The following is a 23,969-nucleotide window of genomic DNA, read 5'->3' on the forward strand; positions in this document are numbered from 1 at the left end:
GGAGAACCGATCACCATGCGTGCCCGACCGCTGAACGTCACCGCCGCCACCGCAGCCTCCCTCCTCCTTGCCGCCTCCCTCACCGCGTGCGGCGGCTCCGCCGCCGCCGACAGGAACACCGTCACCGTCTACAGCGCCGACGGCCTCAAGGGCGAGAACGGCGACGGCTGGTACGACCGGGTCTTCGACGACTTCGAGAAGGAGACCGGCATCGAGGTCGAGTACGTCGAGGGAGGTTCGGGCGAGATGGTGCAGCGCGCTCTGCGCGAGAAGTCCAACACCCAGGCCGACGTCCTCGTCACCCTGCCCCCGTTCATCCAGCAGGCCGGCGGCAGGGGCCTGCTGGAGCCGTACGAGCCCCGCGGCTCCGAGCAGGTCTCCGCCGCCGACAAGGCCGGCGACGGCACCTGGACCGCCGTCGTCAACAACTACTTCTCCTTCGTCTACAACAAGAAGGAGCTGAAGCAGCCGCCGGCCACCTGGGAGGAACTGCTGGACGAGAAGTACGAGAACCGCGTCCAGTACTCCACGCCCGGCGTCGCGGGCGACGGAACCGCCGTCGTCATCAAGGCCATGCACGACTTCGGCGGCAAGGAGCAGGCCATGGCCTACCTGAAGAAGCTCCAGACCAACAACGTCGGCCCGTCCTCCTCCACCTCCAAGCTCGCGCCCAAGACCGACAAGGGCGAACTCCTGGTCGCCAACGGCGACGTGCAGATGAACTTCGCCCAGTCCGCGTCCATGCCCAACCTCGGCATCTGGTTCCCGAGGACGCGCGGCGGCAAGCCCACCACGTTCGCCCTGCCCTACGCCGCCGGCCTGGTGAAGAACGCCCCGCACACCGGCAACGCCAAGAAGCTCCTCGACTTCATGCTCGGCGAGCAGGCCCAGCGCCAGGTCAGCGAGATCGGCGGCGGCTTCCCCGCACGCGGCGACATCACGCCCGACGATGCCAACGCCAGGGCACTGGCCGACCTGATGAACGGTGTGGAGATCTTCGAGCCCGACTGGGCCGATATCGACAAGAACCTCGTCGGCTATGTCGACGCCTGGAAGGCGGCCACCGGAAGCTGACCGGGCGCCCCTGCGCCGGCATCCCACCGCACCGCGCCGCCCGGCCCGTCCTGTCCGTGGCGTACCGCACCGGCTCGTCCTGTCCGTGCCGTACCGCACCGGCTCGTCCTGTCCGTGCCGCACCGCACCGCGCCGTAACGCGGCTCCCGCCCCGCCCACTGCCCCGCCCTGCCGCCCCGCACCACGGCGACAGCAGTACCACCCGCCCGTGCCGACCCCCGACTCCCCTGGAGGAGTTCGTGTCCCTCATGTCCGCCCCGCCCTGCCGCCCCGTCCCGCGCGCCTTCGCCCTGGGCGCGGCCGCGGCCCTGCTCCTCGCCGGCACCGTCCAGCTCGCCGCCCCCGCGGGCGCCGCACCCGCCGCGCCGCGGGCCCTGACGCCCAAGGTCCTGGTCATCGGCATCGACGGCGCCGTCCTCAGCCGCGTCAAGGCCGCCGACGCGCCCCGGCTGAAGGGCCTCATGGCCCAGGGCACGACCGCCGAATCCCTGCTCTACGCGGGCCCGATGGCCGCGACCTCCTCCGGCCCCGGATGGTCCACCGTCGCCACCGGCGTGTGGCCGGACCGGCACGGAGTGAAGGACAACTCCTTCACCGGCAAGCAGTTCGGCACCCACCCGGACTGGCTCACCCGCGTCGAGAACGCCAAGCCCCAGCTGTCCACCTACGCGGCCGCCGACTGGGAGCCGATCGCCTCCGCCGAACAGAACGGGCCGATCTACTCCGCGAAGGTCGACAAGCGCTACAGCCTGCGCGGCGACGCCGACGGATACGGCGTCCAGGACCCGAAGATCGCCTCCGCCGCCGCCGCGGAACTGCGCGCCTCGGCCGCCGACGCCTCCTTCGTCTACTTCGGCGAGATCGACGTCGCCGGCCACGGCAGCGGTGCCGCGTCCCAGGCGTACCTCGACGCCGTCGCGCGGACCGACCGGCACATCGGCACCGTGCTCGACGCCGTGGCCGCCCGCCCGACGTACGGCCAGGAGGACTGGCGCATCCTGGTCACCACCGACCACGGGCACACCGCCGCGGGCGGCCACGGCGGCTCCACGCCGGAGGAGCGGGGCACCTTCGTCCTCGCCAGGGGCGCCGGTATCGCGGCCGGCGCGGTCCGCCACGACGTCCGCCTCGTCGACGTCGCCGCCACCGCGCTCGACCACCTCGGCGTCTCCACGGCCGGCCTCGACGGCGTGCCCCTGGGCATGCCCCGGGCCGAGGCCTTCGACACCCTGCGCCCCCGGCTCCAGGCCCGCACCGACGAGACGCAGATCCCCGCCGGCCTGAAGGGCCACACCCGCACCGCGCCCGCCGGCTGGGCCGTCGACAACTCGGCGATGGGCGGCGGCGGCGTCGCCGAGTGGCGCGGCTGGGCCTTCGCCACCGACGACTTCTGGACCCGGTCCCAGCGCGACCAGTGGCGTGAGCTGAACGTGCGCAGCCGTGACGTCTTCGCCGTCGCGGACTCCGACGAATGGGCGGACAAGGCGACCACGGGCACCTTCGACTCCACACTCGTCAGCCCCACCTGGCAGGTGGCCGGCGGCACCTCGCGCACCCTGCGGTTCCAGACCCACTACCGGCACGAGGCCGGGCAGACCGCACAGGTCCTCGTCTCCTACGACGGGGGCGCGCCGCGGGTCGTCAGGACGCTGACCGCGGACGCCGTCGCCCGGACCGAGAGCGTCGCGCTCGACGTCCCGGCGGGAGCCACCGGCATCCAGGTGCGGTTCCGCTACACCGGCACCAACAACTGGTTCTGGACCGTCGACGACGTCCAGGTCGTCTGACACCCCGGGGGCGGACGGACCGCGCACCGCGCCCGCCCGCCCCCGGACCGTTCACCAGCGCATGCGGACGTCCTCCGCCCACCCGAGCAGCCCGTCCACCCCGATCCGCTCGCCGTCGTCCGTGCGGACCGTTCCCGACCAGTGCCCGAAGCACTGGTCGGTGCGGTTGGCGAGCAGGACCGCCTCGGTGCGCACGGAGCGGTTGTGGAACGGGGTGAAGACCAGGTCCACCGCGTCCCCGTCCGGTGTGCGCACCCGCCAGGGGGCGAGGTGGTCTTCGGGGGACCAGTCCCACTCCAGCTCCTCGCCGATCTTGCTGAGCCGGCCGTCCACGCAGAGCGCGTTCTCCGTGGACCCGGTGCCCCGCGTCCACCGTCCGCCGAACTGGAGCCCGACCGTGCGGCCGTCCGTCCGGCCCGAGGCGGCGCCCCAGTTCCACTCCACCGACCGCGGCCACCGCCCGCGCCCGTGGTCGAGCGTGCCCCAGGCGTCGTCCCCGAACTCCAGCACCCGCGACCCGATCCGCACCGTGCCCGACGCGGGCCGCGCCGTCTGCTTCGACGTGTACTGGAAGCGCCGCTCGCTCCAGGGCACCACCACCGACAGCGTCTCGTGCCCCTCGTCCATCCCCACCAGGAGGTCGACCTCCACCGGCAGCCGGTCGTCCGGTGCGAGACAGCGCGCCCGCAGCCGTGTCCCCGTGCCCTCGGACCGGATCTCCACACGCACCTGCCCGCGTACGGGCCGCTCGGGTCCGACCACCACGGGCGCGCATCCGGGCGCCCCGGCCACGGCATCCGGCAGCGCGGTTCCGGGACCGCCCGGCACGATCGCGGTGCGCTCGAACTCCCGCCCGTCCGGGCCGAATTCCAGCACGTACACGGTGTTCAGGGCGAGGAAGTCGAGATCGCTCACGGTCAGCGCGACCAGATGCGTGGGCGTCGTGACGCACCAGTACTCCCACCGCTTGGTGCGCCCCCACCCGGGAATCCGCGAGCGGTGCAGCGGCCGCCGGGACCACCCCACCGCCTCCGGCTCCAGCCGCCCGTCCGCGCGGCACAGGTCGACGGGGGCGGTGATCTCGCGCTCATCGGTCGTCATGGGGCGCAGCCTAGGTGTATCGACCCGCAGGGTTGTCGACGCGCCCGCAGGGCAAGCCCGCCCCGTCCCGGTACGGCGCCCCGTCCCGGCACGGCGGCCGGGGCCGCGCGGCCCGGTGGGTCACACTGGCGGCATGCGCATCGTGATGATGACGGCGGGGTCGCGCGGCGACGTCGCGCCCTACACGGGACTCGGCGCGGGGCTGGTGCGGGCCGGGCACCACGTGACCCTGGCCACGCACGCGCTGTTCGAGCCTCTGGTGGCCGGTTCGGGGACGGCGTTCCATCCGCTGCCGGTGGACCCCCGGGCCGAACTGCACTCCCCGCGGGGCCGGAGGCTGCACGACGCGCGCACCGGAGCGGGGAAGCTGGTACGGCTCGTGGCCATGGCCCGCCGAGCGGCCGACGAGCTGACGGCGTCCCTGGTCGAGGCGTCCCGGACGGCCGACGTGCTGCTGGTCGGCGGGGCGCTGGGGCCGCTCGGCTACGCCATCGCCGAACGCCTGGCGCTGCCCGCCCTCGGCCTCCACCTCCAACCGCTGCACCCCACAGGGGAGTTCCCCGCTCCCGTGCTGGGGACGCGGTCGCTGGGAACCGTCGGCAACCGGCTCAGCGGGCAGGCCGTCATGACGACGGTGGACCTGCTCTTCGCCCGGTCGGTCCGCTCCCTGCGGCGGCACGGCCTGGCGGCGGCGCGCCGCTCCCGCGGCCACCGGCCGCCGCCGGTACTGCACGGCTACAGCGAACTCGTCGTGCCCCGGCCCCGGGACTGGCCCCACGGGCTGGAGGTGGCCGGATACTGGTGGCCGCACGACACCGGGCGGCTCCCGCGTGCGCTCGAAGACTTCCTCGCCGCGGGGCCCCGCCCCGTCTTCGTCGGCCTCGGCAGCGCCACCGTCCCCGACCCGGAGCGGATGAGCCGCGACATCGTCACGGCGCTGCGCGCGGTGGGTGTGCGGGGTGTCGTCCAGCGGGGCTGGGCGGGGCTGGAGGCCGAGGGCGACGACATGCTCACCGTCGACGAGGTGCCGCACGCCCCGCTGTTCCCGCGGATGGCCGCCGTGGTGCACCACGCGGGAGCCGGCACGACGGCCGCCGTCCTGCGCGCCGGGGTGCCCAGCGTGCCGGTGCCCGTCCAGTTCGACGCCGCCTTCTGGGCCTCGCGCCTGACCGCCCTGGGCACCGCCCCCGCCGCCGTCCCGCTGCGCCGGCTCACCTCCGGCGCCCTGGCGGGCGCCCTGCACCGGGCGACCTCCGACGCGTCCTGCCGTGTCCGGGCGCGCACCCTCGCCGACGGCCTGGCCGCGGAGGACGGCACCGCACCGGTGCTGGCGGCACTCGACCGCCTGACACGCTGATCCGCCGGGCCGCCCCGACCGGCTCGCCCGCTCCGGCCCCGCCCGCCGCGCGATGTGCGGGTGTGTCGTCCCGGAACGCGGGTACGGGCCCGGCAGTCTGCTCCTGACGAGGACGGACACGGCATGACGGTCCCGAGGAGGTACGCGACGGTGGAGATTCCCCGGTCCATGAAGGCGGTGCGCATCACGCGGCACGGCGGCCCCGAGGTGCTCGAGCCCGCGGAGGTGGACGTGCCGGTCCCGCGGCCGGGCGACGTGCTGGTCCGGGTCGGTGCGGTGGCGCTGAACAACACCGACCTGTGGACCAGGGAGGGAGCGTACGGCCGCCCGGGAGACCCGGCCGCGCTGTCCGGCTGGCGGGGGCCGATCGACTTCCCCCGCATCCAGGGCGCCGACGTGGCCGGACAGGTCGTGGCCGTCGGCCCCGGGGCGGACCCCCGGCTCCGGGGGCGCCGGGTGGTGGTCGATCCGGCCGTCTACGACGCGGAGGATCCCGACGCGAACCCGGTCGGCCTGATGGGCAGCGAGCGCGACGGCGGATACGCCGAGTACGTGACCGCGCCCGCGGCCCGCCTGCACGACGTGACGGACTCCGCCCTGACGGACGATCAGCTCTCCGCCCTGCCGACGGCCTACGGCACGGCGCTCGGCATGATCGAACGCGGCCGCCTGAGGGCGGGGGAGACCGCCCTCGTCTCGGGAGCGTCCGGCGGCGTGGGCCTCGCCGCCGTGCAGCTCGCCCGTGCGCGGGGCGCGCGGGTGATCGCCGTCAGCAGCGGGAGCAAGACCGACGCCGTGCGGGAGGCCGGAGCCCACGTGGTCGTCGACCGCGCGCGGGACACCGCCGCACAGATCCGCGCCGCCGCACCCGGGGGCGTCGACGTCGCACTCGACGTCGTGGCGGGGGAGCTGCTGTCCGACGGGCTGCCGCTGATGCGCGAAGGGGGCCGATGGGTCGTCGCCGGCGCGCTCGGCGGCTTCGGCGTCTCCTTCGACGTGCGCCGGCTCTACCTGCACAACGTCCAGCTGATCGGCTCCTCCATGCACACCCCCGCACACTTCGACCTGCTCATGGACATGGCCCGCCGCGCGGAGATCCGGCCCGTCGTCGCCGCCACGTTCCCGCTGCACGAGGCGGCTCGTGCGCAGGAGGAACTCGCCCGCCGGGGGCATGTGGGGAAGATCGTCCTGCATCCGTAGGACCCTGATTCCCGGACCCTGATTCCCGGACCCCGCGCCCCGATCCCCGGGCCCCCGTTCCTCGCGCCCCGGGCCCCGATCGTCCCGTTCCCCGCGCCTCACCGCCCCCCTCGACGGCGGCCGGGCACGCCCCGCGGCGCCCCGTCCGTGACCACCGGCGGCCGCCCGGGAGCCGGACCTGTTCGACACCGCCCCGGCGCCCGGCTGCCGTGAGCGCCCGCCGCCGTGGAGCGCTGTGCGGAGCCCGGGCCGTACGCCCGGGGCCGAGGGCCCGGCGGCGGCCCGAAGGGCCTGTCTCCGGCTCCGTGGCCGACCGCGCCGGATATCCGGCACATCGTCCGATGCGGCGTCAGAAAGTTCATGTCCATGAATCCAAATCATGTACAAGTCATTGACGGTGTGCCGGGAGGGCTCTAGGTTCCGACGAAAGCGCTTACCCGGCGCGGCTCCACACGGTCCCCGACGGGGGCGTACGGGCGCCCCACCCGTTCACCCCGCCGCATCCCCGCGCACCGGCATCCCCGCGCGCCGACGCACCCGGACCGTGCGCACGACAGCCCCACACCGAGAGCCCCACACCACATCCCCACCCCGTGCTCGCCCCCCATCGGCGGCCCGACGGGCCGCCCGAGCCGATCACATGGAGACGAACCATGCACATGAGAGCCGCCCTCGCGTGCACCGGCCTGCTGGCAGGTGCTCTGGCCGTGCTGTCCGTGAACCCGGCGCAGGCCGCCACGGTGCGCTACGAGGCCGAGTCATCCCCGGCGGTCTGCACCGGCGCCGTCGAGACCGAATGGGCCGGCTGGTCCGGCAGCGGATTCTGCAACGCCACCAACGCGGTCGGCGCCCACGTGCAGTTCACCGTGAACGCACCGGCCGCCGGCACCGCCACCCTGACCGTGCGCTTCGCCAACGGCACCACCACCGCGCGCCCCGCCGCGGTCGTCGTCGGCGGCACCACCGTCGCCACGCTGTCCTTCGAGGGCACCGGCGCCTGGGACACGTGGGCCACCAGGACCGTCACCGTGCCGCTGTCCGCGGGCGCCAACACCGTCCGGCTCAACCCCACCACCTCGGCGGGCCTCCCCAACATCGACCACCTGGAGGCGGAGACGAGCGGCGGCACCACCACCCCGCCGCCGACGTCCGCTGGCACCCTCCACGTCGCCCCGAACGGCACCGACGGCGCGACCGGGACGCTGTCCGACCCGACGACCCTCACGTCGGCGATCGGCCGCATCACCCCCGGCGGGACGATCCTGCTGCGCGGCGGCACCTACCGCCACTCGCAGACCGTCACCGTCCCGCAGGGCAACAACGGCACCTCGGGGGACCGCACCGAGCTGTCCGCCTACCCGGGGGAGACCCCGGTGCTGAACTTCTCCGCGCAGGCCGAGGACCCGGCCAACCGCGGGCTCGCGGTGAACGGCAACTACTGGCACGTCAAGGGCATCGTCGTCGAACGCGCCGGTGACAACGGCATCTTCGTCGGCGGCAGCAACAACGTCTTCGAGCGGACGGTGACCCGCTACAACCGCGACACCGGGCTGCAGCTCTCCCGGATGCTCTCCAGCACGCCCAAGGACCAGTGGCCCGCCAACAACCTCGTCCTGAGCGCCGAGTCCCACGACAACGCCGACTCCGACGGCGAGGACGCCGACGGCTTCGCCGCCAAGCTGACCTCCGGCCCCGGCAACGTCTTCCGCTACGCCGTCGCGCACAACAACATCGACGACGGCTGGGACCTCTACACCAAGACCGACACCGGACCCATCGGCGCCGTCACCATCGAGGACTCCCTCGCATACGAGAACGGCACCCTCTCCGACGGCACCCAGAACTCCAGCGGCGACCGCAACGGCTACAAGCTCGGCGGCGAGGACATCGGCGTCAACCACGTCATCCGGCGCAACATCGCCTACGACAACGGCAAGCACGGGTTCACGTACAACCGGAACCTGGGCAGCATGACGGTCTCCGACAACATCAGCATCGACAACAGCGAGCGCAACTTCTCCTTCGACAACGGGTCGTCCGTCTTCCGCAACAACGTCTCCTGCCGCAGCGGCGACGGCTCCAACGACAAGACCGTCGGCAACGCGGACTCCTCCAACCAGTTCTGGACCGGCACCAACGGCTCCAAGTGCTCCGCCTACGCGGGCGCGCTGCGCTGGTCCTACGCCTCCGACGGCCGCCTGAACGTCACCTTCGGCTGATCCGCCCGCCGCGCGCCCGGCCCCACCGGGCGCGTCCGGTCCGCTCCGCGTCCGCGGCCCCACCGCGGACGTCCACCTCCGTCACGCGGCCCCACCGCGACACCGCGGCCCGGCCGCCGGGTGCCCCACACCCGGCGGACCGGGCCGTCGGCGTGCCGCCGGGCGGCGGTTGACGGCGCGCCCCGGAGCGGCGGATGCTTTCGTTCACCGTGTGCCGGACAGTGCGGCCCGGCACGGTGGACCGACGGAGGAACGGGGTGCGGACGGTGCGGATCCGGCGCGTGCGGTGGACCCGCCGCTCAGGCGCGGCGGTGCTGGCGGTGATGCTCGTGGGCGGAGCCCTGGGTCTGTACTGGTTCCAGCCGTGGAAGCTGTGGCAGGACGAGACGGTGCGCGAGGCCCTGCCCGCGCCCACCGCGCAGCCGTCCGGGCAGCGGCAGGAGGAGGCGGCCGAACCCCCGCTCCGCTCCTGGTCGCCCAGGGCGCGCTGATCACCCACGAGCACGAGACGTCCGGCACGGTGAAGCTGCTGCGGCTGGCCGACGGCAGCCACACCCTGCGCCTGGAGGCCCTCGACACCAGCAACGGGCCCGACCTGCGCGTGCTGCTCAGCGACGCCGCGGTCAGGGAGGGCCGCGCGGGGTGGCACGTCTTCGACGACGGGCGCCATGTCCGCCTCGGCAAGCTCAAGGGCAACAAGGGCGACCAGAACTACACCCTGCCCCGCCGTGTGGACCCCGCCGACTACACGAGCGTCAGCATCTGGTGCGACCGTTTCGACGTGTCCTTCGGCGCCGCGGAGCTGTCCCCGGTCTGAGTGCGCGGCGGGCCCCGCCGCGCACCCGCACCGGGGGCGCCCGCTACCCCAGCCCCAGCAGCGCCAGCACCTGGGTGACCGCGTCCACCACCGGTCGGCCCAGCTCTCCCGCCGTCGCCGCGATCGCGGAGACGGCCACCAGGGCGTCGCGCCGCGTCTGCGGCGGGGTCGCGTCGGAGGTGATCGCCGGGAGCGAGGAGTCGAGGACGCGTGCGCCACCGGGCCCGACCTCGCCGCGCAGTTCGGCGACGAGCTCCTCCAGCCGTGCGACTGCCTCCGCGAGTGCGGGAGCGGGCGCGTGGTGGTGGACGATGCCCTGGTTGCCCGTCCCGCCGTAGATGTTGACGTTGTCGCCGCCGTGGACGTTGCTGGTGAAGTGGTTCCCGGTCCCCTCGGTCACTTGCTCACTCCCACGTTGTTCATCCCGCCGTACATGTTGACGTTGTCGCCGAAGTGGTAGTTCTTCGGATTCACCAGCACCCGCTCCACACGCATCTGGAACTCGACCTCGGGGTGTTCGATGGCGTGCACCAGGGACTGGAGCAGCCGGCGCAGCTGCACCGGGTCGGGCAGGGTGACCATGGCCGTGGACGCACCGGCCGTCTCGACCTCCAGCACGTGCTGGGACGGCGCGCCGAGTTCCTTCACCAGCTGGATCACGAGGACGATCGCGACGACGGCGCCGACCGCGATCGCCCCCGACGAGTCGTCCTCCCCGTAGGAGGAGGTCTCCCTGCTGACCGCGCCGATCACCAGGACCGCCACCGCAGTGACGGCGAGCCACTTGAGGAAGGAGAGGAACGCCTCCATGCGCTTCGGCTTGAGGGTGAACGTGTGGACGCGGGTGATGTTGCGCAGCGGGTAGGCGGCCTCGGCCACCCACAGCAGGTTGGTCTCGACGCGCATGACGACGTCGTCGGTCGCGGCGGGCGGCGGTGCCGCGGGCGTCCGCCCGTCCCACGGACGGTGCGGCGGCTGAGGGGGCGGTGCCCCCGGGGAAGGTGTGCTGTCCATCCGGCCCCCGTTCGGATCGCTGTGGTCCGCACCATTAGGAGGGTGACGGCACACCGGAGGAGAGAGGAAAAGCAGCCAAAGGCGGAGGGGGCGTCCGGAAATCCGCGCACGGGCGCCGCCGGACGCCGGACCGCGCGGCGGACGGGGTGCGCCGGACCCCGCGGCGGTGCTGGCGGCCTGGTTCCCGGCCCCGGAGGGCCGCACCGCGCGGCACGCGCGGGTACGGCCGCTCCCGCCGCTCAGCCGGCGGACGCGCCGTCCGCGCCCGTCCCCGGATACCGGCGGAACGCGGACTCCGGTGCCACCGCGCCCGGGAACCAGGCCGCCAGCACCGCCGCGGAGGGTGCGAACAGCGCGGTGGGCAGGGCATCGGGCGGGAACCACTCCCAGCGGGCGATCTTGTCCGCCTCGCGGACCGCGGGCGTCCCCGCGGTCCGTGCGACGCGCGCCGCGGCCGTCACCCGGGGGATGCCGCCCACCGTGTCGATCAGCACCGTCCCGACGCGCACATCGGCGGGCGCCGCCGACAGACCGGTCTCCTCGGCGAGTTCACGGCACGCGGCCTCCTCGAATCCCTCGCCCGCGTCGACCTTGCCCCCGGGCAGCTCCCAGCGGCCGTCGTGCCCGAGCCCCAGCAGCACCCGCCCCCCGGGCCCGAGGACGACGACACCGACGCCGACGAGCCCGTTGGGCGCGGGGCGCACCCGCTGCGGCCGTGTCGCGGGCGGTGGGCTCTCGGACGCCATGGGGACGCACCTTTCCTGGACGGAGCCGGTCAGGACCGGACTGTACCCGCGCCGTGCCGCCGCACCCGCCGCGTCCGGCGCCCCCGCTCCGGCGGACGGGCCGCCCCGCGCCCACCGCGCCCGCCCCGCCCCCACCCCGCGGACGGGCCCCGGCGGCGCGTGCCGCACCCGCAACACCCGCGAGACACGGCGGAAACAGGCGGCAACCTCCCCCCGCCCGGCGCCCACTGACAGACGAACGAGGCCACTGACCTCGCCCCCCATGTCAGGAGGACACGTGCGCAACCCAACCGGCGGGCGCAGAAGGCGCCCGTCCCGTATGCCGCGGCCGCTCCGCGCGGCACTCGCCGCCGGGCTGGCCGTCGCCACCGCCGCCGCCCTTCCGTCGCTGTCCCCGGACTCCGGCGCCGCCCACGCCGCCACCGCCCCGGGCCCCTCGGTCCGGGCCGAGAACCTGGACCGGGGAGTCGTCAGCGTCCATGACGGCGCGGACAACCTGGTCAGCTGGCGGCTGCTGTCCGGCGACCCGGCCGACGTGGCGTTCAACGTGTACCGCGGCACCGTCAAGGTGAACGACGCGCCCATCACCGGCTCGACCAACTTCCGCCACAGGGACGCCCCGTCGCACGCCGACTACCGGGTGAAGGCGGTCGTCGGAGGCCAGGAGCAGGAGTTCTCCGGGCACGCCGTGCAGTTCCGGGCCGGCTACCTCGACGTCCCGATCTCCAAGCCCGCCGGCGGCTCCGGCTACACCTACGCGGCGAACGACGCCTCCGTGGGCGACCTCGACGGCGACGGCGACCTGGACTTCGTCCTCAAGTGGGACCCCACCAACTCCAAGGACAACTCCCAGGCGGGAGTCACCGGGAACACGATCCTCGACGGCTACACCCTCGAGGGCACCCGGCTGTGGCGCATCGACCTGGGCCGCAACATCCGCTCCGGCGCGCACTACACGCAGTTCCAGGTGTACGACTACGACGGCGACGGCCGCGCCGAGATCGCCGTCAAGACCGCCGACGGGACCCGCGACGGCCTCGGCGCCGTCATCGGCAACGCCTCCGCCGACCACCGCAACAGCGAGGGCCGCATCCTCACCGGACCGGAGTTCCTCACCGTCTTCCGCGGCTCGGACGGCGCGGCGCTCTCCACCGTCGACTACGTCCCCGGCCGCGGCACGGTGAGCGCCTGGGGCGACAACTACGGCAACCGCGTCGACCGCTTCCTCGCCGGCACGGCCTACCTCGACGGCAGCACCCCGTCGCTGGTGATGGCGCGCGGCTACTACACCCGCACGGTCATCGCCGCCTGGGACTTCAAGGGCGGCAAGCTCACCCGCCGCTGGACCTTCGACACCAACAGCTCGACCAACACCGGCAAGGGCTACGACGGCCAGGGCAGCCACAGCCTGTCCGTCGGCGACGTCGACGGCGACGGCCGCGACGAGATCGTCTACGGCGCGATGGCCGTGGACGACAACGGCCACGGCCTGTGGACCACCCGCACCGGCCACGGAGACGCCCAGCACCTCGCCGACCTCGACCCGTCCGACCCGGGCCTGGAGTACTTCAAGGTCTCGGAGTCCGCCTCGCAGCCGTCGTCGCTGTACATCGACCCGTCGAACGGCGCCGTCCGCTGGAAGACCGGGACGGGCAGCGACAACGGCCGCGGCGTCGCCGGCGACATCTGGGCGGGCAACCCCGGCGCGGAGATGTGGTCGGCCGCCGACACCTCCGTCCGGGACCGGACCGGGGCGACCCGGGGCCGCGAGCCGTCGTCCGTCAACTTCCTCGCCTGGTGGGACGGCGACACCACCCGTGAACTCCTCGACGGCACCCGCATCGACAAGTACGGGACCGGTGGCGACACCAGGCTGCTGACCGCCTCCGGCGTCCACTCCAACAACGGGACGAAGGCCACGCCGTCCCTGTCGGGGGACATCCTCGGCGACTGGCGCGAGGAGGTCGTCTGGCCGACGGCCGACGACACAGCGCTGCGCGTCTACTCGACACCGATCGAGACCGCCCACCGCTTCACGACGCTGCTGCAGGACCGGATGTACCGCACGGGCATCGCCTGGCAGAACACCGCGTACAACCAGCCCCCGCACCCGAGCTTCCACCTCGGGCAGAGCTGAGCGGGCCCCTGGGCGGTGGTGGTGCCGGTCCCGTCCGGCACCGCCGCCGCCCGACGCTCCGCGCGGCCGTGCCCGGAGCGTCCCGCGGGCACGGCCGGCTACTCGGGACTGGTCTGCCCGCGCTTCTTCGCGCAGTAGTCCCTGCTCCACGTCCCGGTGTGGTGCGCGCCGCAGCCGCTGCACCTGAACGTCGTCGACCCCATGGCGGTCTCCTCTCCCCGCCCCGGACGGGGCGGACCCCCACGCTGCCATCCGCCGGGCGGGGAAGCGGGCCGGATCACCGGGGGCGGTGCACGATGCGGTACCCGGCTGTGGACGAACGCCGTGCCCGGGTCGCGCGGGCGGCGTCGCCCGCCGGGGGCCCGTCGCGAACCCGGGTGTGCGCCCGTCACCGCTCCGGCGGGGCGGCCGGCTGGGGAGATTCTTCGCACTCCCGGGTGTGCGCCTCTTCGCGCCCCGGTGCGCCCTTCGTGCGCAGCCGTTCGTGTCCCGGCCGCGCCCGCGGCGGGAAGGCCCGGACAGGGGCGGGCGCGCTCGGACGGGAGGCGCCCGGTGATCCGAACTCCCTTACGTGTCCCATCTGGTGAGCCGGCCGGTGTCCATGCCGGGGACGGGCGGCGGGCACCGTCACGCCAGGTCCGGACCAGGGGCGGTTTTCGGCCGCCGGGACGTCCGTCCGCCGGGGCGCATCCGTGCGCCGGAGCGTGCGCCCGGCCGCCTTCCCGGCGGCCGGGGGAAAAGTTTCCGCCCCCCTCTGAACAGCAAGGTTTAGGTTAGGCTAACCTTCGCAGCGTGAGATCTGCTGAAGAAGCGGCCAACGCACCCACCGTGGGCGGGCACACCATGTCGGCCACCGGCGTCACCGTCGCCTACGACGGTGTCGACGTCGTGCACGACGCCGCCATGACCCTGCGGCCCGGCCGGGTGACCGCGCTCGTCGGCCCCAACGGCAGCGGCAAGTCCACGCTCCTGCGGACGCTGGCCCGCCTGCAGCGCCCCCGGAGCGCCACCGTCACCATCGACGAGGAGACCGACGCGCTCGCCCTGAGCCCGCGCGAGTTCTCCCGCCGCGTGGCGCTCCTCACCCAGGCGCGCCCCACGCCCAGCGGCCTGACCGTCCGCGACGTGGTCGAGTTCGGCCGCTACCCGTACCGCGGGCGCTGGGGCGGAGCCGACCCGGACGGCCGGGCGGCGGTCGACCGCGCGCTGCGGCTGACCGGCGTCGAGGATCTCGCCGACCGGGGAGCCGAGCACCTCTCCGGCGGCCAGCTCCAGCGCGTCTGGCTCGCCGGATGCCTCGCCCAGGACACCGGCGTCCTGCTCCTCGACGAACCCACCACCTACCTGGACCTCCGCTACCAGGTCGAACTCCTCGACCTGGTACGCGACCTGGCGGACGACCACCGGATCGCCGTCGGCGTCGTCCTCCACGACCTCGACCAGGCCGCGGCCGTCGCCGACCGCGTCGTGCTCCTCGAAGCCGGACGCGTCGTCGCCGACGGCCTGCCCGAGGAGGTGCTGACGCCCGAGCGGCTCACCGGCACCTACGGCATCCGCATCGAGGTCGACACCGACCCCCTCACCGGCCGCCTGCGCACCCGCGCGATAGGCCGCCACCACACCAGAACCGAAAGGCTCGGCACACCCTCATGAGACGCCTCATCGCCACCGCGGCCACCGTCGCCGCCGCGCTCGCCCTGTCCGCGTGCGGCACCACGGAACCGGCCGCCGACGACACCGACAAGGCCTCGGCCGAGCCCACGTCCATCACCCTGACCGACGCCACCGGCGCCAAGGTCGAACTCGACGGCCCCGCCAAGAAGGTCGTCGGCACCGAGTGGAACGTCGTCGAGAGCCTCGTGACGCTCGGCGTCGACCCCGTCGGCGTCGCCGACGTCAAGGGCTACAAGGCCTGGGCCTCCGGCGTCCCGCTGAAGAACGAGCCCAAGGACATCGGCACCCGCGGCGAGCCCAGCATGGACACCGTGGCCGCCCTCGCGCCCGACCTGATCGTCGCCACCAGCGACCTGCCCGCTCCCGCCGTGAAGCAGCTCCGCGAGGTCGCCCCCGTCCTCACCGTCACCTCGGCCGACGGCAAGGACCAGATCGGCCAGATGCTGAAGAACCTGGACCTCATCGCCCAGGCCACCGGCACCGAGACGAAGGCCGACGAGGCCAAGAAGTCCCTCGACACCAAGATCGCCGAGGGCAGCAAGGCCCTCGCCGACGCCGGTCTCGGCGGCGCCCAGTTCGCCTTCGCCGACGGCTACGTCCAGTCGAACCAGGTCTCCGTCCGCCCCTACACGGGCACCTCGCTGCTCGGCGCGGTCAACGAGAAGCTCGGTCTGAAGAACGCCTGGAAGATGGAGGGCGACCCGGCCTACGGCCTCGCCTCCACCGACGTCGAGGGCCTCACCTCCCTCGGCGACGTCCACTTCGCGTACATCGGCAACAAGACCGACGCCTCCAGCGACCCGTTCGGCAAGGAGCTCGCCGACAACGCCGTCTGGAAGAACCTGGAGTTCGTGAAGAAGGGCAACGTCCACCGCCTGGACGACGGCATCTGGATGTTCGGCGGACCCGCCTCCATGGAGGCGTACGTCGACGCCGTCGTCGCCGCGCTCACGAAGTAACGCCATGGCCGTCACCGCAACCACTCCCGACACCCGCCGGCCTTCGCCGCAGCAGCCGGACACGAAGGCCGCACCGCGGACGGGCGCGGCCGCGGTGACGGCCGCGCTGGTCCTGCTCGTCGCGGTGCTCGCCCTGGTGGACATCACCCAGGGCACCGCGGCGGTCGGCGCCTCCGAGGTGATGAAGGCGCTCACCGGCCGGGCCGAGCCCGGCGACGCGTCCGTCGTCATCGCCTCCCGGCTGCCGAGGATGACCGCCGCCATCGTCGTCGGATTCGCCCTCGGCATGGCGGGCGCCGCCCTCCAGACGGTCAGCCGCAACGTGCTGGCATCGCCCGACACCCTGGCCGTGAACGCCGGTTCCTACCTGGCGCTCGCCGTCGTCTCCGTCACCGGCGTCTCGCTGCCGTTCATCGCCTCCTCCGGCGTCGCCCTCGTCGGCGGCCTCGCCGCGGCCGCCGTCGTCCTCGGACTCTCCGGCCTCGGGGCCGGCACCGTCCGCCTCGTCCTCGCCGGCACCGCCCTCATGCTCGGCCTCGCCTCGGTCACCGAAGGCCTCCTGCTGCTCTTCCCCGAGCAGACCGAGGGCCTCTACCAGTGGAACCAGGGCAGCATCGGCCAGAACGGATTCGGCGGCGTCCTCCAGATGCTGCCGCTGGCCCTGACCGGCCTCGTGGGCCTGCTGCTCGTCGGCCGCCGGGTCGACGCCCTGGCCCTCGGCGACGACGCGGCCCGCGGCCTGGGCGTCCCCGTACGCGCCACCCGCGTCACCGTCGTCACCCTCGCCGCGCTGCTGTCCGCCGCCTCGGTCACCCTCGCCGGACCCATCGGGTTCGTCGGCCTGGTCGCCCCCGCGCTGGTCCGTCCGCTCGCCCGCCGGTTCCGCGGCTTCACCCGATCCCGCCGCGCGATCCCGGTGGCCGGACTGACCGGCGCCGGACTGGTGCTCGGCGCGGACGTCCTGCTGCGCACCTTCGTCAGCGCCGACCTCGCGGTCGCCGTACCGACCGGCGTCGTCACCAGCATCGTCGGCGCCGTGTTCCTCGTGGCCATGGCCGTCCGGGTCAAGGACACCGCCGGCGCGGCCGCCGTCGACCGGCTCCGCATCCGCAGCCGCGCGGCCTTCCTCACCACCGTGGGCGTCCTGGTGGCCGCCCTTGCCGGCGTGGTCGTCGCGGGCGTGCTCCTCGGCGACGCCAAGCTGCTCCTCGGCGACGTCGTCAACTGGACGCAGGGCAACGCCGGAAGGTCGGTCACGTTCGTCCTCGACACCCGGGTGCCCCGGGTCGTCGCCGCGCTCCTCGCGGGCGCCGCGCTCGCGCTCGCCGGCACCCTGATCCAGGCGGTGACCCGCAATCCGCTCGCGGAGCCGAGCGTCATGGGCGTCTCCGGCGGCGCCGCGCTCGGCGCCGTGCTCCTCGTCACCACGGTGCCCCTGGCCGGGTCGTGGAGCATCGCGGGCGCCGCCTTCGCGGGCGCGGCCGTCGCGGCGGTCTTCGTCTTCGGGCTCTCCGCCCGCGGCGGGTTCCAGCAGAACCGCCTGGTCCTCGTCGGCATCGGCGTCGCCACCGGCACCACGGCCCTGATCAGCCTGATCATCGTGCTGACCGACCCGTTCAACGCGACGAAGGCCCTCACCTGGCTGTCCGGTTCGACCTACGGGCGGACCTTCCCCGACGCGCTGCCCCTGGTCGGCGTCCTGCTGGTGAGCGCGGTGGCGGCCACGGTGCGGCGCACCGAACTCGACCTGGTCTCGCTCGACGAGAACACCCCGCGGCTGCTCGGACTCAGTCTGCCCGGCACCCGGTTCGGCTTCCTCGCGGCGGCGGTCGTGCTGAGCGCCACCTCGGTGGCCGCGGCGGGCACCATCGCCTTCGTCGGCCTGGTCGCCCCGCACGCGGCGCGCGCCCTGGCCGGCCGCCGGCACGTGCGGGTGATCCCGGTCTCGATGCTGCTGGGCGCGGTGCTCGTGTGCACGGCGGACCTGCTCGGCCGCACGGTCATCGCCCCGTCGCAGCTCGGCGCGGGTCTGATGACGGCGGTCATCGGCACGCCGTACTTCCTGTGGCTGCTGGTGCGCAGCCGCCGCTAGGCACTGCCACGGGCCGGACCCGCCCGTCCGTCCGTCCGTCCCGCCCGGAGTCCCGGGGGCCGAAGCCCCGGGACTCCGCGCGTCGGCACGGGGGCGCGGGCCCGGGCCGCCTCACCGAACCCCGGGCCCCGTGCGGGCGCTCCTCAGCGCAGGGCCGCCAGCAGCAGGGCCACGGCCGTCGCGCACCCCGCGGCCGCGGCGGACGCGCGTGCCAGCACGCGGCGTGACGGCACCCACATCACCTGCGGCTCCGCGTGCCCGGCGTACACGTGGAGCACCCTGGCCGGCAGCTCGTCCAGTTCCACGCGCGCCAGCGGCAGATGACGGACCGACACCTCCCGCGCGATCTCGCCCTTCCGGCGCACGAGCCGCCGCTCGACGGCCCGGCGGTGGTGCGACGCCAGGCCGGCGGGCAGGCCGTCGCCGTCGGCGACCACCCAGGCGCGCCACGCGCCCCGGTTCCGCAGCCGCCGCCGGACGAGCCACGGCGGGTGCGGCGGCGGGGGGTCCACCGACTCGGTGACCGGGGCCCGCACGATCGTCGCGCCCTGCCACACGGTCAGACGTCCCCTGCCCTTGCACAGGACGCACTCCTCGTTGCCCTTCCCGCCGCAGGAGCCGCACCCGGTCTCCCCGGTGCCGTCGCACTCCTCGTGGCGCATCCTGCCCCGCCCCCGGCAGCCGGGGCAGGCGGTGCCCTCCTGCCCGCACAGGTCGCAGCCGATCCGCACGTGCGGCTGCCTCACCTTCCGCGGCACGGGCGGCTCGACGGAGGTGCCGCGCCGCCCGCCGCCCGCCTTGCCCTCGCACGCGGTGCACGGGTTCATGCCGCGGCACAGGGTGCACGGCTGCGACGGCGGGCACTCCTGACGTCCCCGGCCGCGGCAGTTGGGGCACTGCCGCCGGCCGTGCCGGCACTCGGTGCAGTCGGCCTCCCGGGCCGAGTCGCGCAGCACCAGACGCAGCGTCCGGTGGCGGTGGACGCTCTTCACCGGGCCCGGGTCGTAGGCGTCGAGGTCGTCGTAGACCGGCCTGTCCGACAGGTCGTACGGCGCCGGGCGCTTCTCCTCGGCCCCGGATTCCACGCGTGATTCGACGCACCGGGTGATGGTGCAGTCCAGGAGCGGCTGCCGGGTGATCCGCGCCGTGCCGGCCAGCCGCAGCCGGTCCGAGGCGTCGTGCAGTCCCAGGTGCGCGGCGACCGCCGCGATGATCTCGTCGTCGGTCAGGGGATCGGTGGGTACGCCGGTCATCGCGGAGTCTCCCTCTGCCGGACGCCCGCCCCGCCGCTGTCGCACGGGGGAGCGCGGTGCTGCGAAACGTCCAAGTCTCCCGCAGCGAGGGGATGCTGGGTAGATCGCGGCGGGGGGCGCGCGCCGGTCCGCGCGCACCCCCGGGGCAGCGGGCCGTCCCGGTCCGTGTGCACCCCCGGGCGCCGGCCCGTCCCGGGCGTGGGCCATGCTGGCGGGCGGGCGCCCTCCGGGCGCCCGTCACCCCTCCCCGGCACCGCCTCGCGGGCCGGCCGGCCGGAACGGAAGCGGCGCATGACCACCGACGCACCCCGCACGCTCGTACAGCGGCTCGACGACACCCGCAGGCGGTTCGAGACCGATGTGGACGTGTGGGTGGCCACCGCGGACGCGGACGGCCACCCGTATCTCGTCCCGCTGTCGTTCCGCTGGGACGGGACGACGTTCCTGCTCGCCACCCACCGCAACAACCCCACCGCGCGCAACCTCCTGGCCAGCGGTGAGGTGCGCCTGGCGTTCGGCGGCACCCGCGACGTGGTCCTCGTCCACGGGACGGTCGCCGTGCTGGAGGCCGCCGGTCTCGCACCGGGCGAGGCCGAGGCCTTCGCCGCCCGCACGGGGTTCGACCCGCGTGCGGCCAGGCCCGCCTACCCCTGGTTCCGCGTCACCCCGGTGACCGTGCAGGCATGGCGCGAGGTGAACGAGATCCAGGGCCGCGACCTGATGAGCGACGGCCGCTGGAGGTCCTGACCGCCCCGGGGCCCGATCCGGGGCGCCTGCCCGGCGGCGGGCGGTTCACCGCCCGGCGCCCCTGCTGCCGTCGGCCCCCGTTCATCCCGGCACCCCCACCGCGCCCACCGCGTCCACCAGCCGGGCCAGGGCCGCGGCGAGCGCGCCCAGACCCGGTCCCGGGGCGCCGCCGGGCTCGGACATGTAGACGTCCCGGCGTATCTCGACCATCAGCGCGGTGACCCGGGAGTCCTTCCCGTAGTGCTTCAACGGCACGTACGTCCCCGCGAACGGGCTGTCCAGGCCCGTCCCCCCGAACTCCGCGAACGCCTCCCGCGCGGCCGCGACGAGCTCCTGCGGCGTGTGGAAGGAGTCCGTCCCGAGGCAGACCGGCGGTCTGGGCCCCTCGCCGTGCAGTTCGTAGGGGAGCGGGACGGTCGGATACGAGTGCACGTCGAGGACCACCGCGCGCCCGGTCGCGGCGAGCCGTTCGTCCACGGCCTCCTCGAGGGCCTGCGCGTAGGGCGTGAAGTACCGTGCGACCAGGGCGCGCCCGTCGAAATCCCCGGGCCGCAGCGTCTCGCCGTGCGTGGTCCGGGTGTAGACCGCGCCCATGCCCGCCGCGAGCATCTCCTCGCGCTCGTCCGGGAACCGCTCCGGATCGACCACCAGCCGCGACAGCCGGTTGACGAAGCGCCAGGGCCGGACCGCGGCGTCGGCGGCGGCTCCGGCGGCGATCTCGTCCGTCCAGGCGTCGGTGATGTGGTCGAGCTCCCGGTGGAGCGCCGGTCCGTCGAGCGCGATGTCCCGGCGGACGTCGTCGGGCACGGTCCGCGAGGCGTGCGGGACGTGCAGCACGACGGGGGAGTCCGGGTCCCCGGTCAGCAGCCTGAAGCCGGCGGCGGCGGTCTCGTTCATGCCGCCATCCGATCACACCCCACTGACAGCCGGCTGTCAGTGCGGCGCGGCCGCGAAACCCGGTGGAGCGGTGTCCGCCCGGCCGGGATCATGGCGGCATGAGCAACCCCGTGCCGCCCGTCGGCGCCCTGATCGTGGTGGACGTCCAGTCCGCCTTCGTCACCGGTGCGGGCGCGGTGCCCGACGCCGCGCGGCTGGTCGACCGGACCGCCGGCCTCCTCGCCCGTGCGCGGGCGGCCGGCGCGCTCGTCGTCCATCTCCAGAACGACGGCCCGCCGGGTGCGGAGGACGAGCCGCACACAGCGGGCTGGGAACTCCACCACCCCGTCGAGGAGGGCCCTTCGGAGGCGGTCGTCCGCAAGCCGCACGACGACGGCTTCGCGGAGACGGGTCTCGGCGAGCTGCTGGGGCGGCACGGCGTGCGGGCGCTCGCCGTCTGCGGGGTGATGTCGGAGATGTGCGTCCAGGCCACCGCCCGTACGGCCCTGGCGCTGGACTACCGCGTCGTCCTGCCGCACGACGCCCATGCCACCCAGGACATCCCGCCCGTGCCGGGCCTCGGCGACCGGGTGCCGGCCGCCGTGGTGTCCCGGGTCGCGGAGTGGGCCCTGGGCAGCGACGTGGAGGTGGTCCCCCGCGCCGCGGACGTGACCTTCGGGCCCCCGGCGGGACGGTCACCGGCCGGAGAGCGCCCGTCCGGAGTGCCGTCCGCCTGAGGGTCCGTCAGATGCCGTGCCGGCCGGGCCCTCCGCCCTCGCGGCCCGCGCCCGGCGGCCGCCCCGCCCGCCGCCCCGCCGCGTCACGGCGTCCGGATCCGGCCGAGTCGTGCCGGCACGGTGGCGCAGGGCCCGCGCGACCCGCATCATGGCGCAGTCATGACAACCATGTCATGGCGACCGGCGATCGATTTCTCCGAGGCGGACGGATGGCCCTGCACCTCACCCCTGTCCGGACGGCCCTGGCAGCCGCGCTGGCGGCCCTGACGCTCATCGGCGCCGCCCCGCCCGCCCCGCCGCCCCCCGGTCCCCCGCAGGCCGCGACCGCGACCGCCCCCGGCGCGCGAGCACCCGCGTCCCCCGCCCCAGCCGCCGCGCGGGCAGATGACTGGACGCCCCCGCTCAGCACCCGGGGCCGCTGGATCGTCGACGCCGACGGCGACCGCTTCAAGCTGAAGTCCGGCAACTGGCACGGCGCGAGCGGCACCTGGACCGGCTCCGGCGACCGCGAGGACCCGGCGAACCACCACGCGGGCGAGAAGGCGGACCGCATCCCCCTCGGCCTCGACCGCGCGCCGATCACCGAGATCGTCGACGGCTTCCTCGAACTCGGCCTCAACAGCGTCCGCCTGCCGTTCTCCAACGAGATGGTGCACGACACCCGCCCCGTCGCCGACGCCTCCGTCGCCGCCAACCCCCAGCTGCGCGGCCGCACCCCGCTCGCCGTGTACGACGCCGCCGTCACCGCACTCACCGACGCCGGACTCGCCGTCGTCCTCAACAACCACACCAACACCACCCGCTGGTGCTGCGGCGTCGACGGCAACGAACGCTGGAACGCGAGCCGCACCGACGCCGAGTGGGAGGCCGACTGGCTGTTCATGGCACGCCGCTACCGGGACAACCCGCGCGTCGTCGGCGCCGACCTCTACAACGAGGTGCGCCGCTCCGTCCTCGACGACCCCAACTGGGGCCGCGGCGACCGCCACGACTGGTTCGCCGCCTCCCAGCGCGTCGCCGACCGCATCCTGCGGGAGGCCCACCCCGACCTGCTCGTCATCGTCGAGGGCATCAACTGGACCGGCATCCCCGTCGACGGCCTCCCGCACGGACGCCCCACCCTGGAGCCCGTCCGGCACCTCTCCCACACCCTCGTCCGCTCCGGAAAGCTCGTCTACTCCGCCCATTTCTACGGATACACCGGCCCGAACCACAGCGGAGCGACCGGCATCGGCGAGACCACCGACCCCCGCTACCAGGACCTCAGCCGCGGGGAACTGCTCGACGCCCTGAACCGGCAGGCCCTCTACGTCGCCGCCGAGGGGGAGCGGCATTTCACGGCACCCGTGTGGATCAGCGAGTTCGGTGTCGGCGGGCGCGACGAGCACGGAGCGAAGCAGCGCGCCTGGTTCGAGAACTTCGTCGACCATCTCGTGGCCGCCGACGCCGACTTCGCGTACTGGCCGCTGGTGGGCTGGCACCAGGACCGCAAGGGCAACGGCTGGGCCCTGCTCCACTGGGACTCCGCCGGCCGGCGCGCCGGGGTGTACGACGGCGACGACTGGCGCGCGGGCGCCTGGAGCCGCCTCGTCGGCGCCCAGGGCCGCACCGGCCCCGTCCCCGTCACCGACCGCTGGTCGATGCTCGCCCCCGACCACGCCGACGCCGTCCGCTCCCTGCGCATGCGCGACACCGGCGACTGGGACCCGGGCGCCCGCAAGGCCGCCTGCCCCGACGGGCAGCGCCTCGCCGGGCTGAGCCGCACCGGCAACCGCGGACTGTGCACCGACACGGCCGCCCGCGATCTCTGGGCCCCGGGCGGACGCCACGAGGTGGTCCGCGACGAACGCCACGTGCCGCAGGGCGGCGACTGGGCGAGCGGCTGGACCAAACTCCAGTGTCCCGCAGGCCACTTCCTCACCGGCTACGCCGTCCGCGGGGCCACCGTCTCCTCCGCCCTGTGCGCCGAGTCCCGGACCCGGCTCGGCGAGGACGCCCGCACCGTGTGGTTCGACCGCGGCGACAACCGCCCCGCGTCCGCCCGCGGCGGCGAATTCGCCCACGGCCGCTACAAGGGCCAGTGCGCGGACGGCGAGTACGCGGCCGGCATCGCGTACACCACCCGCCTCGGCTCCTCGGGCAACCCGGCGGCGCTCCTCTGCCGAAAGCTGCTCTGAGG

The 23,969-nt window shown here is 74.5% G+C and carries 18 protein-coding genes and 1 pseudogene; 13 read left to right on the forward strand and 6 right to left on the reverse strand.

The features are described 5' to 3' along the window. The first annotated feature begins 15 nt into the window (after positions 1-15). Together IAG43_RS27670 and IAG43_RS27675 are read left to right on the forward strand one after the other, a co-directional pair. Positions 16-1,074, forward strand: coding sequence for a 2-aminoethylphosphonate ABC transporter substrate-binding protein (locus IAG43_RS27670; protein ID WP_187743396.1), 1,059 nt, complete (start codon positions 16-18; stop codon positions 1,072-1,074). 248 nt (positions 1,075-1,322) lie between these two features. Then, positions 1,323-2,861, forward strand: a complete 1,539-nt coding sequence (locus tag IAG43_RS27675) for an alkaline phosphatase family protein (protein ID WP_187743397.1) — start codon at positions 1,323-1,325, stop codon at positions 2,859-2,861. A gap of 51 nt (positions 2,862-2,912) precedes the next feature. Here the strand turns inward: IAG43_RS27675 and IAG43_RS27680 are convergent, their stop codons facing one another. Next, on the reverse strand, positions 2,913-3,962 hold the full coding sequence (locus IAG43_RS27680; RefSeq protein WP_187743398.1) for a DUF2804 domain-containing protein: 1,050 nt from the start codon (positions 3,960-3,962) through the stop codon (positions 2,913-2,915). Positions 3,963-4,095: 133 nt separating this feature from the next. Between IAG43_RS27680 and IAG43_RS27685 the strand changes: the two genes are divergently transcribed. The 4 genes and pseudogenes from IAG43_RS27685 to IAG43_RS35235 all read left to right on the forward strand — a co-directional run bounded on the left by IAG43_RS27685 (position 4,096) and on the right by IAG43_RS35235 (position 9,555). Continuing rightward, complete coding sequence (locus tag IAG43_RS27685) at positions 4,096-5,319, forward strand: glycosyltransferase (RefSeq protein WP_246574588.1); 1,224 nt, start codon at positions 4,096-4,098, stop codon at positions 5,317-5,319. Positions 5,320-5,487: 168 nt separating this feature from the next. Beyond that, the gene (locus IAG43_RS27690; RefSeq protein WP_425508657.1) at positions 5,488-6,519 is read left to right on the forward strand and encodes a zinc-binding dehydrogenase; all 1,032 of its coding nucleotides are present in this window, start codon (positions 5,488-5,490) and stop codon (positions 6,517-6,519) included. A gap of 653 nt (positions 6,520-7,172) precedes the next feature. After that, positions 7,173-8,738: a carbohydrate-binding protein gene (locus IAG43_RS27695; RefSeq protein WP_187743400.1), complete on the forward strand. Its 1,566-nt coding sequence runs from the start codon at positions 7,173-7,175 to the stop codon at positions 8,736-8,738. A gap of 323 nt (positions 8,739-9,061) precedes the next feature. After that, positions 9,062-9,555 (forward strand): annotated as a pseudogene (locus IAG43_RS35235) (DM13 domain-containing protein). A gap of 43 nt (positions 9,556-9,598) precedes the next feature. Here IAG43_RS35235 and IAG43_RS27705 read toward each other — a convergent pair. The 3 genes from IAG43_RS27705 to IAG43_RS27715 all read right to left on the reverse strand — a co-directional run bounded on the left by IAG43_RS27705 (position 9,599) and on the right by IAG43_RS27715 (position 11,315). Then, positions 9,599-9,955, reverse strand: coding sequence for a hypothetical protein (locus tag IAG43_RS27705; RefSeq protein WP_187743401.1), 357 nt, complete (start codon positions 9,953-9,955; stop codon positions 9,599-9,601). After that, positions 9,952-10,461 carry a DUF6232 family protein gene (locus IAG43_RS27710; protein WP_187743402.1) on the reverse strand — a complete coding sequence of 170 codons (510 nt, stop codon included), beginning with the start codon at positions 10,459-10,461 and terminating at the stop codon, positions 9,952-9,954. The genes IAG43_RS27705 and IAG43_RS27710 overlap by 4 nt, the downstream gene beginning before the upstream one ends. Positions 10,462-10,808: 347 nt before the next feature. Beyond that, positions 10,809-11,315 carry an NUDIX domain-containing protein gene (locus IAG43_RS27715; RefSeq protein WP_187743403.1) on the reverse strand — a complete coding sequence of 169 codons (507 nt, stop codon included), beginning with the start codon at positions 11,313-11,315 and terminating at the stop codon, positions 10,809-10,811. Between the two features lie 319 nt (positions 11,316-11,634). Here IAG43_RS27715 and IAG43_RS27720 point away from each other — a divergent pair, with 319 nt between their 5' ends. From IAG43_RS27720 to IAG43_RS27735, 4 genes are all read left to right on the forward strand, one after another. Next, on the forward strand, positions 11,635-13,452 hold the full coding sequence (locus IAG43_RS27720) for a rhamnogalacturonan lyase (protein ID WP_187743404.1): 1,818 nt from the start codon (positions 11,635-11,637) through the stop codon (positions 13,450-13,452). Between the two features lie 843 nt (positions 13,453-14,295). Continuing rightward, positions 14,296-15,105 carry an ABC transporter ATP-binding protein gene (locus IAG43_RS27725; protein WP_281404000.1) on the forward strand — a complete coding sequence of 270 codons (810 nt, stop codon included), beginning with the start codon at positions 14,296-14,298 and terminating at the stop codon, positions 15,103-15,105. Next, on the forward strand, positions 15,102-16,085 hold the full coding sequence (locus IAG43_RS27730) for an ABC transporter substrate-binding protein (RefSeq protein WP_187743406.1): 984 nt from the start codon (positions 15,102-15,104) through the stop codon (positions 16,083-16,085). Before IAG43_RS27725 ends, IAG43_RS27730 begins: the two co-directional genes overlap by 4 nt. 4 nt (positions 16,086-16,089) lie before the next feature. Continuing rightward, positions 16,090-18,177 carry an iron ABC transporter permease gene (locus IAG43_RS27735; protein WP_187743407.1) on the forward strand — a complete coding sequence of 696 codons (2,088 nt, stop codon included), beginning with the start codon at positions 16,090-16,092 and terminating at the stop codon, positions 18,175-18,177. A 143-nt stretch (positions 18,178-18,320) separates the two neighbouring features. On the opposite strand, the gene IAG43_RS27740 is transcribed toward IAG43_RS27735, so the two are convergent. Then, positions 18,321-19,430 carry a hypothetical protein gene (locus tag IAG43_RS27740; RefSeq protein ID WP_187743408.1) on the reverse strand — a complete coding sequence of 370 codons (1,110 nt, stop codon included), beginning with the start codon at positions 19,428-19,430 and terminating at the stop codon, positions 18,321-18,323. A 291-nt stretch (positions 19,431-19,721) separates the two neighbouring features. On the opposite strand from IAG43_RS27740, the gene IAG43_RS27745 reads away from it, so the two are divergent. Beyond that, on the forward strand, positions 19,722-20,177 hold the full coding sequence (locus IAG43_RS27745; RefSeq protein WP_187743409.1) for a pyridoxamine 5'-phosphate oxidase family protein: 456 nt from the start codon (positions 19,722-19,724) through the stop codon (positions 20,175-20,177). A gap of 81 nt (positions 20,178-20,258) precedes the next feature. On the opposite strand, the gene IAG43_RS27750 is transcribed toward IAG43_RS27745, so the two are convergent. Further along, positions 20,259-21,074, reverse strand: a complete 816-nt coding sequence (locus IAG43_RS27750; protein WP_187743410.1) for an N-formylglutamate amidohydrolase — start codon at positions 21,072-21,074, stop codon at positions 20,259-20,261. 98 nt (positions 21,075-21,172) lie between these two features. Between IAG43_RS27750 and IAG43_RS27755 the strand changes: the two genes are divergently transcribed. After that, positions 21,173-21,790 carry an isochorismatase family protein gene (locus tag IAG43_RS27755; RefSeq protein WP_187743411.1) on the forward strand — a complete coding sequence of 206 codons (618 nt, stop codon included), beginning with the start codon at positions 21,173-21,175 and terminating at the stop codon, positions 21,788-21,790. A 209-nt stretch (positions 21,791-21,999) separates the two neighbouring features. Continuing rightward, positions 22,000-23,967, forward strand: a complete 1,968-nt coding sequence (locus tag IAG43_RS27760) for a glycoside hydrolase family 5 protein (protein WP_187743412.1) — start codon at positions 22,000-22,002, stop codon at positions 23,965-23,967. The last annotated feature ends 2 nt before the right edge of the window (positions 23,968-23,969 follow it).

This window comes from Streptomyces genisteinicus (assembly GCF_014489615.1).
Taxonomy (GTDB): Bacteria; Actinomycetota; Actinomycetes; order Streptomycetales; family Streptomycetaceae; genus Streptomyces; species Streptomyces genisteinicus.

Excerpts from the sequence above, each read along its gene's own strand:
- IAG43_RS27715 (WP_187743403.1), bottom strand. The coding sequence starts at position 11,315 with ATGGCGTCCGAGAGCCCACCGCCCGCGACACGGCCGCAGCGGGTGCGC.
- IAG43_RS27745 (WP_187743409.1), top strand. The coding sequence starts at position 19,722 with ATGACCACCGACGCACCCCGCACGCTCGTACAGCGGCTCGACGACACC.
- IAG43_RS27675 (WP_187743397.1), top strand. The coding sequence starts at position 1,323 with ATGTCCGCCCCGCCCTGCCGCCCCGTCCCGCGCGCCTTCGCCCTGGGC.
- IAG43_RS27695 (WP_187743400.1), top strand. The coding sequence starts at position 7,173 with ATGCACATGAGAGCCGCCCTCGCGTGCACCGGCCTGCTGGCAGGTGCT.
- IAG43_RS27740 (WP_187743408.1), bottom strand. The coding sequence starts at position 19,430 with ATGACCGGCGTACCCACCGATCCCCTGACCGACGACGAGATCATCGCG.
- IAG43_RS27755 (WP_187743411.1), top strand. The coding sequence starts at position 21,173 with ATGAGCAACCCCGTGCCGCCCGTCGGCGCCCTGATCGTGGTGGACGTC.
- IAG43_RS27725 (WP_281404000.1), top strand. The coding sequence starts at position 14,296 with ATGTCGGCCACCGGCGTCACCGTCGCCTACGACGGTGTCGACGTCGTG.
- IAG43_RS27720 (WP_187743404.1), top strand. The coding sequence starts at position 11,635 with ATGCCGCGGCCGCTCCGCGCGGCACTCGCCGCCGGGCTGGCCGTCGCC.
- IAG43_RS27710 (WP_187743402.1), bottom strand. The coding sequence starts at position 10,461 with ATGCGCGTCGAGACCAACCTGCTGTGGGTGGCCGAGGCCGCCTACCCG.
- IAG43_RS27685 (WP_246574588.1), top strand. The coding sequence starts at position 4,096 with ATGCGCATCGTGATGATGACGGCGGGGTCGCGCGGCGACGTCGCGCCC.
- IAG43_RS27680 (WP_187743398.1), bottom strand. The coding sequence starts at position 3,962 with ATGACGACCGATGAGCGCGAGATCACCGCCCCCGTCGACCTGTGCCGC.
- IAG43_RS27670 (WP_187743396.1), top strand. The coding sequence starts at position 16 with ATGCGTGCCCGACCGCTGAACGTCACCGCCGCCACCGCAGCCTCCCTC.
- IAG43_RS27760 (WP_187743412.1), top strand. The coding sequence starts at position 22,000 with ATGGCCCTGCACCTCACCCCTGTCCGGACGGCCCTGGCAGCCGCGCTG.
- IAG43_RS27690 (WP_425508657.1), top strand. The coding sequence starts at position 5,488 with ATGAAGGCGGTGCGCATCACGCGGCACGGCGGCCCCGAGGTGCTCGAG.
- IAG43_RS27750 (WP_187743410.1), bottom strand. The coding sequence starts at position 21,074 with ATGAACGAGACCGCCGCCGCCGGCTTCAGGCTGCTGACCGGGGACCCG.
- IAG43_RS27730 (WP_187743406.1), top strand. The coding sequence starts at position 15,102 with ATGAGACGCCTCATCGCCACCGCGGCCACCGTCGCCGCCGCGCTCGCC.
- IAG43_RS27735 (WP_187743407.1), top strand. The coding sequence starts at position 16,090 with ATGGCCGTCACCGCAACCACTCCCGACACCCGCCGGCCTTCGCCGCAG.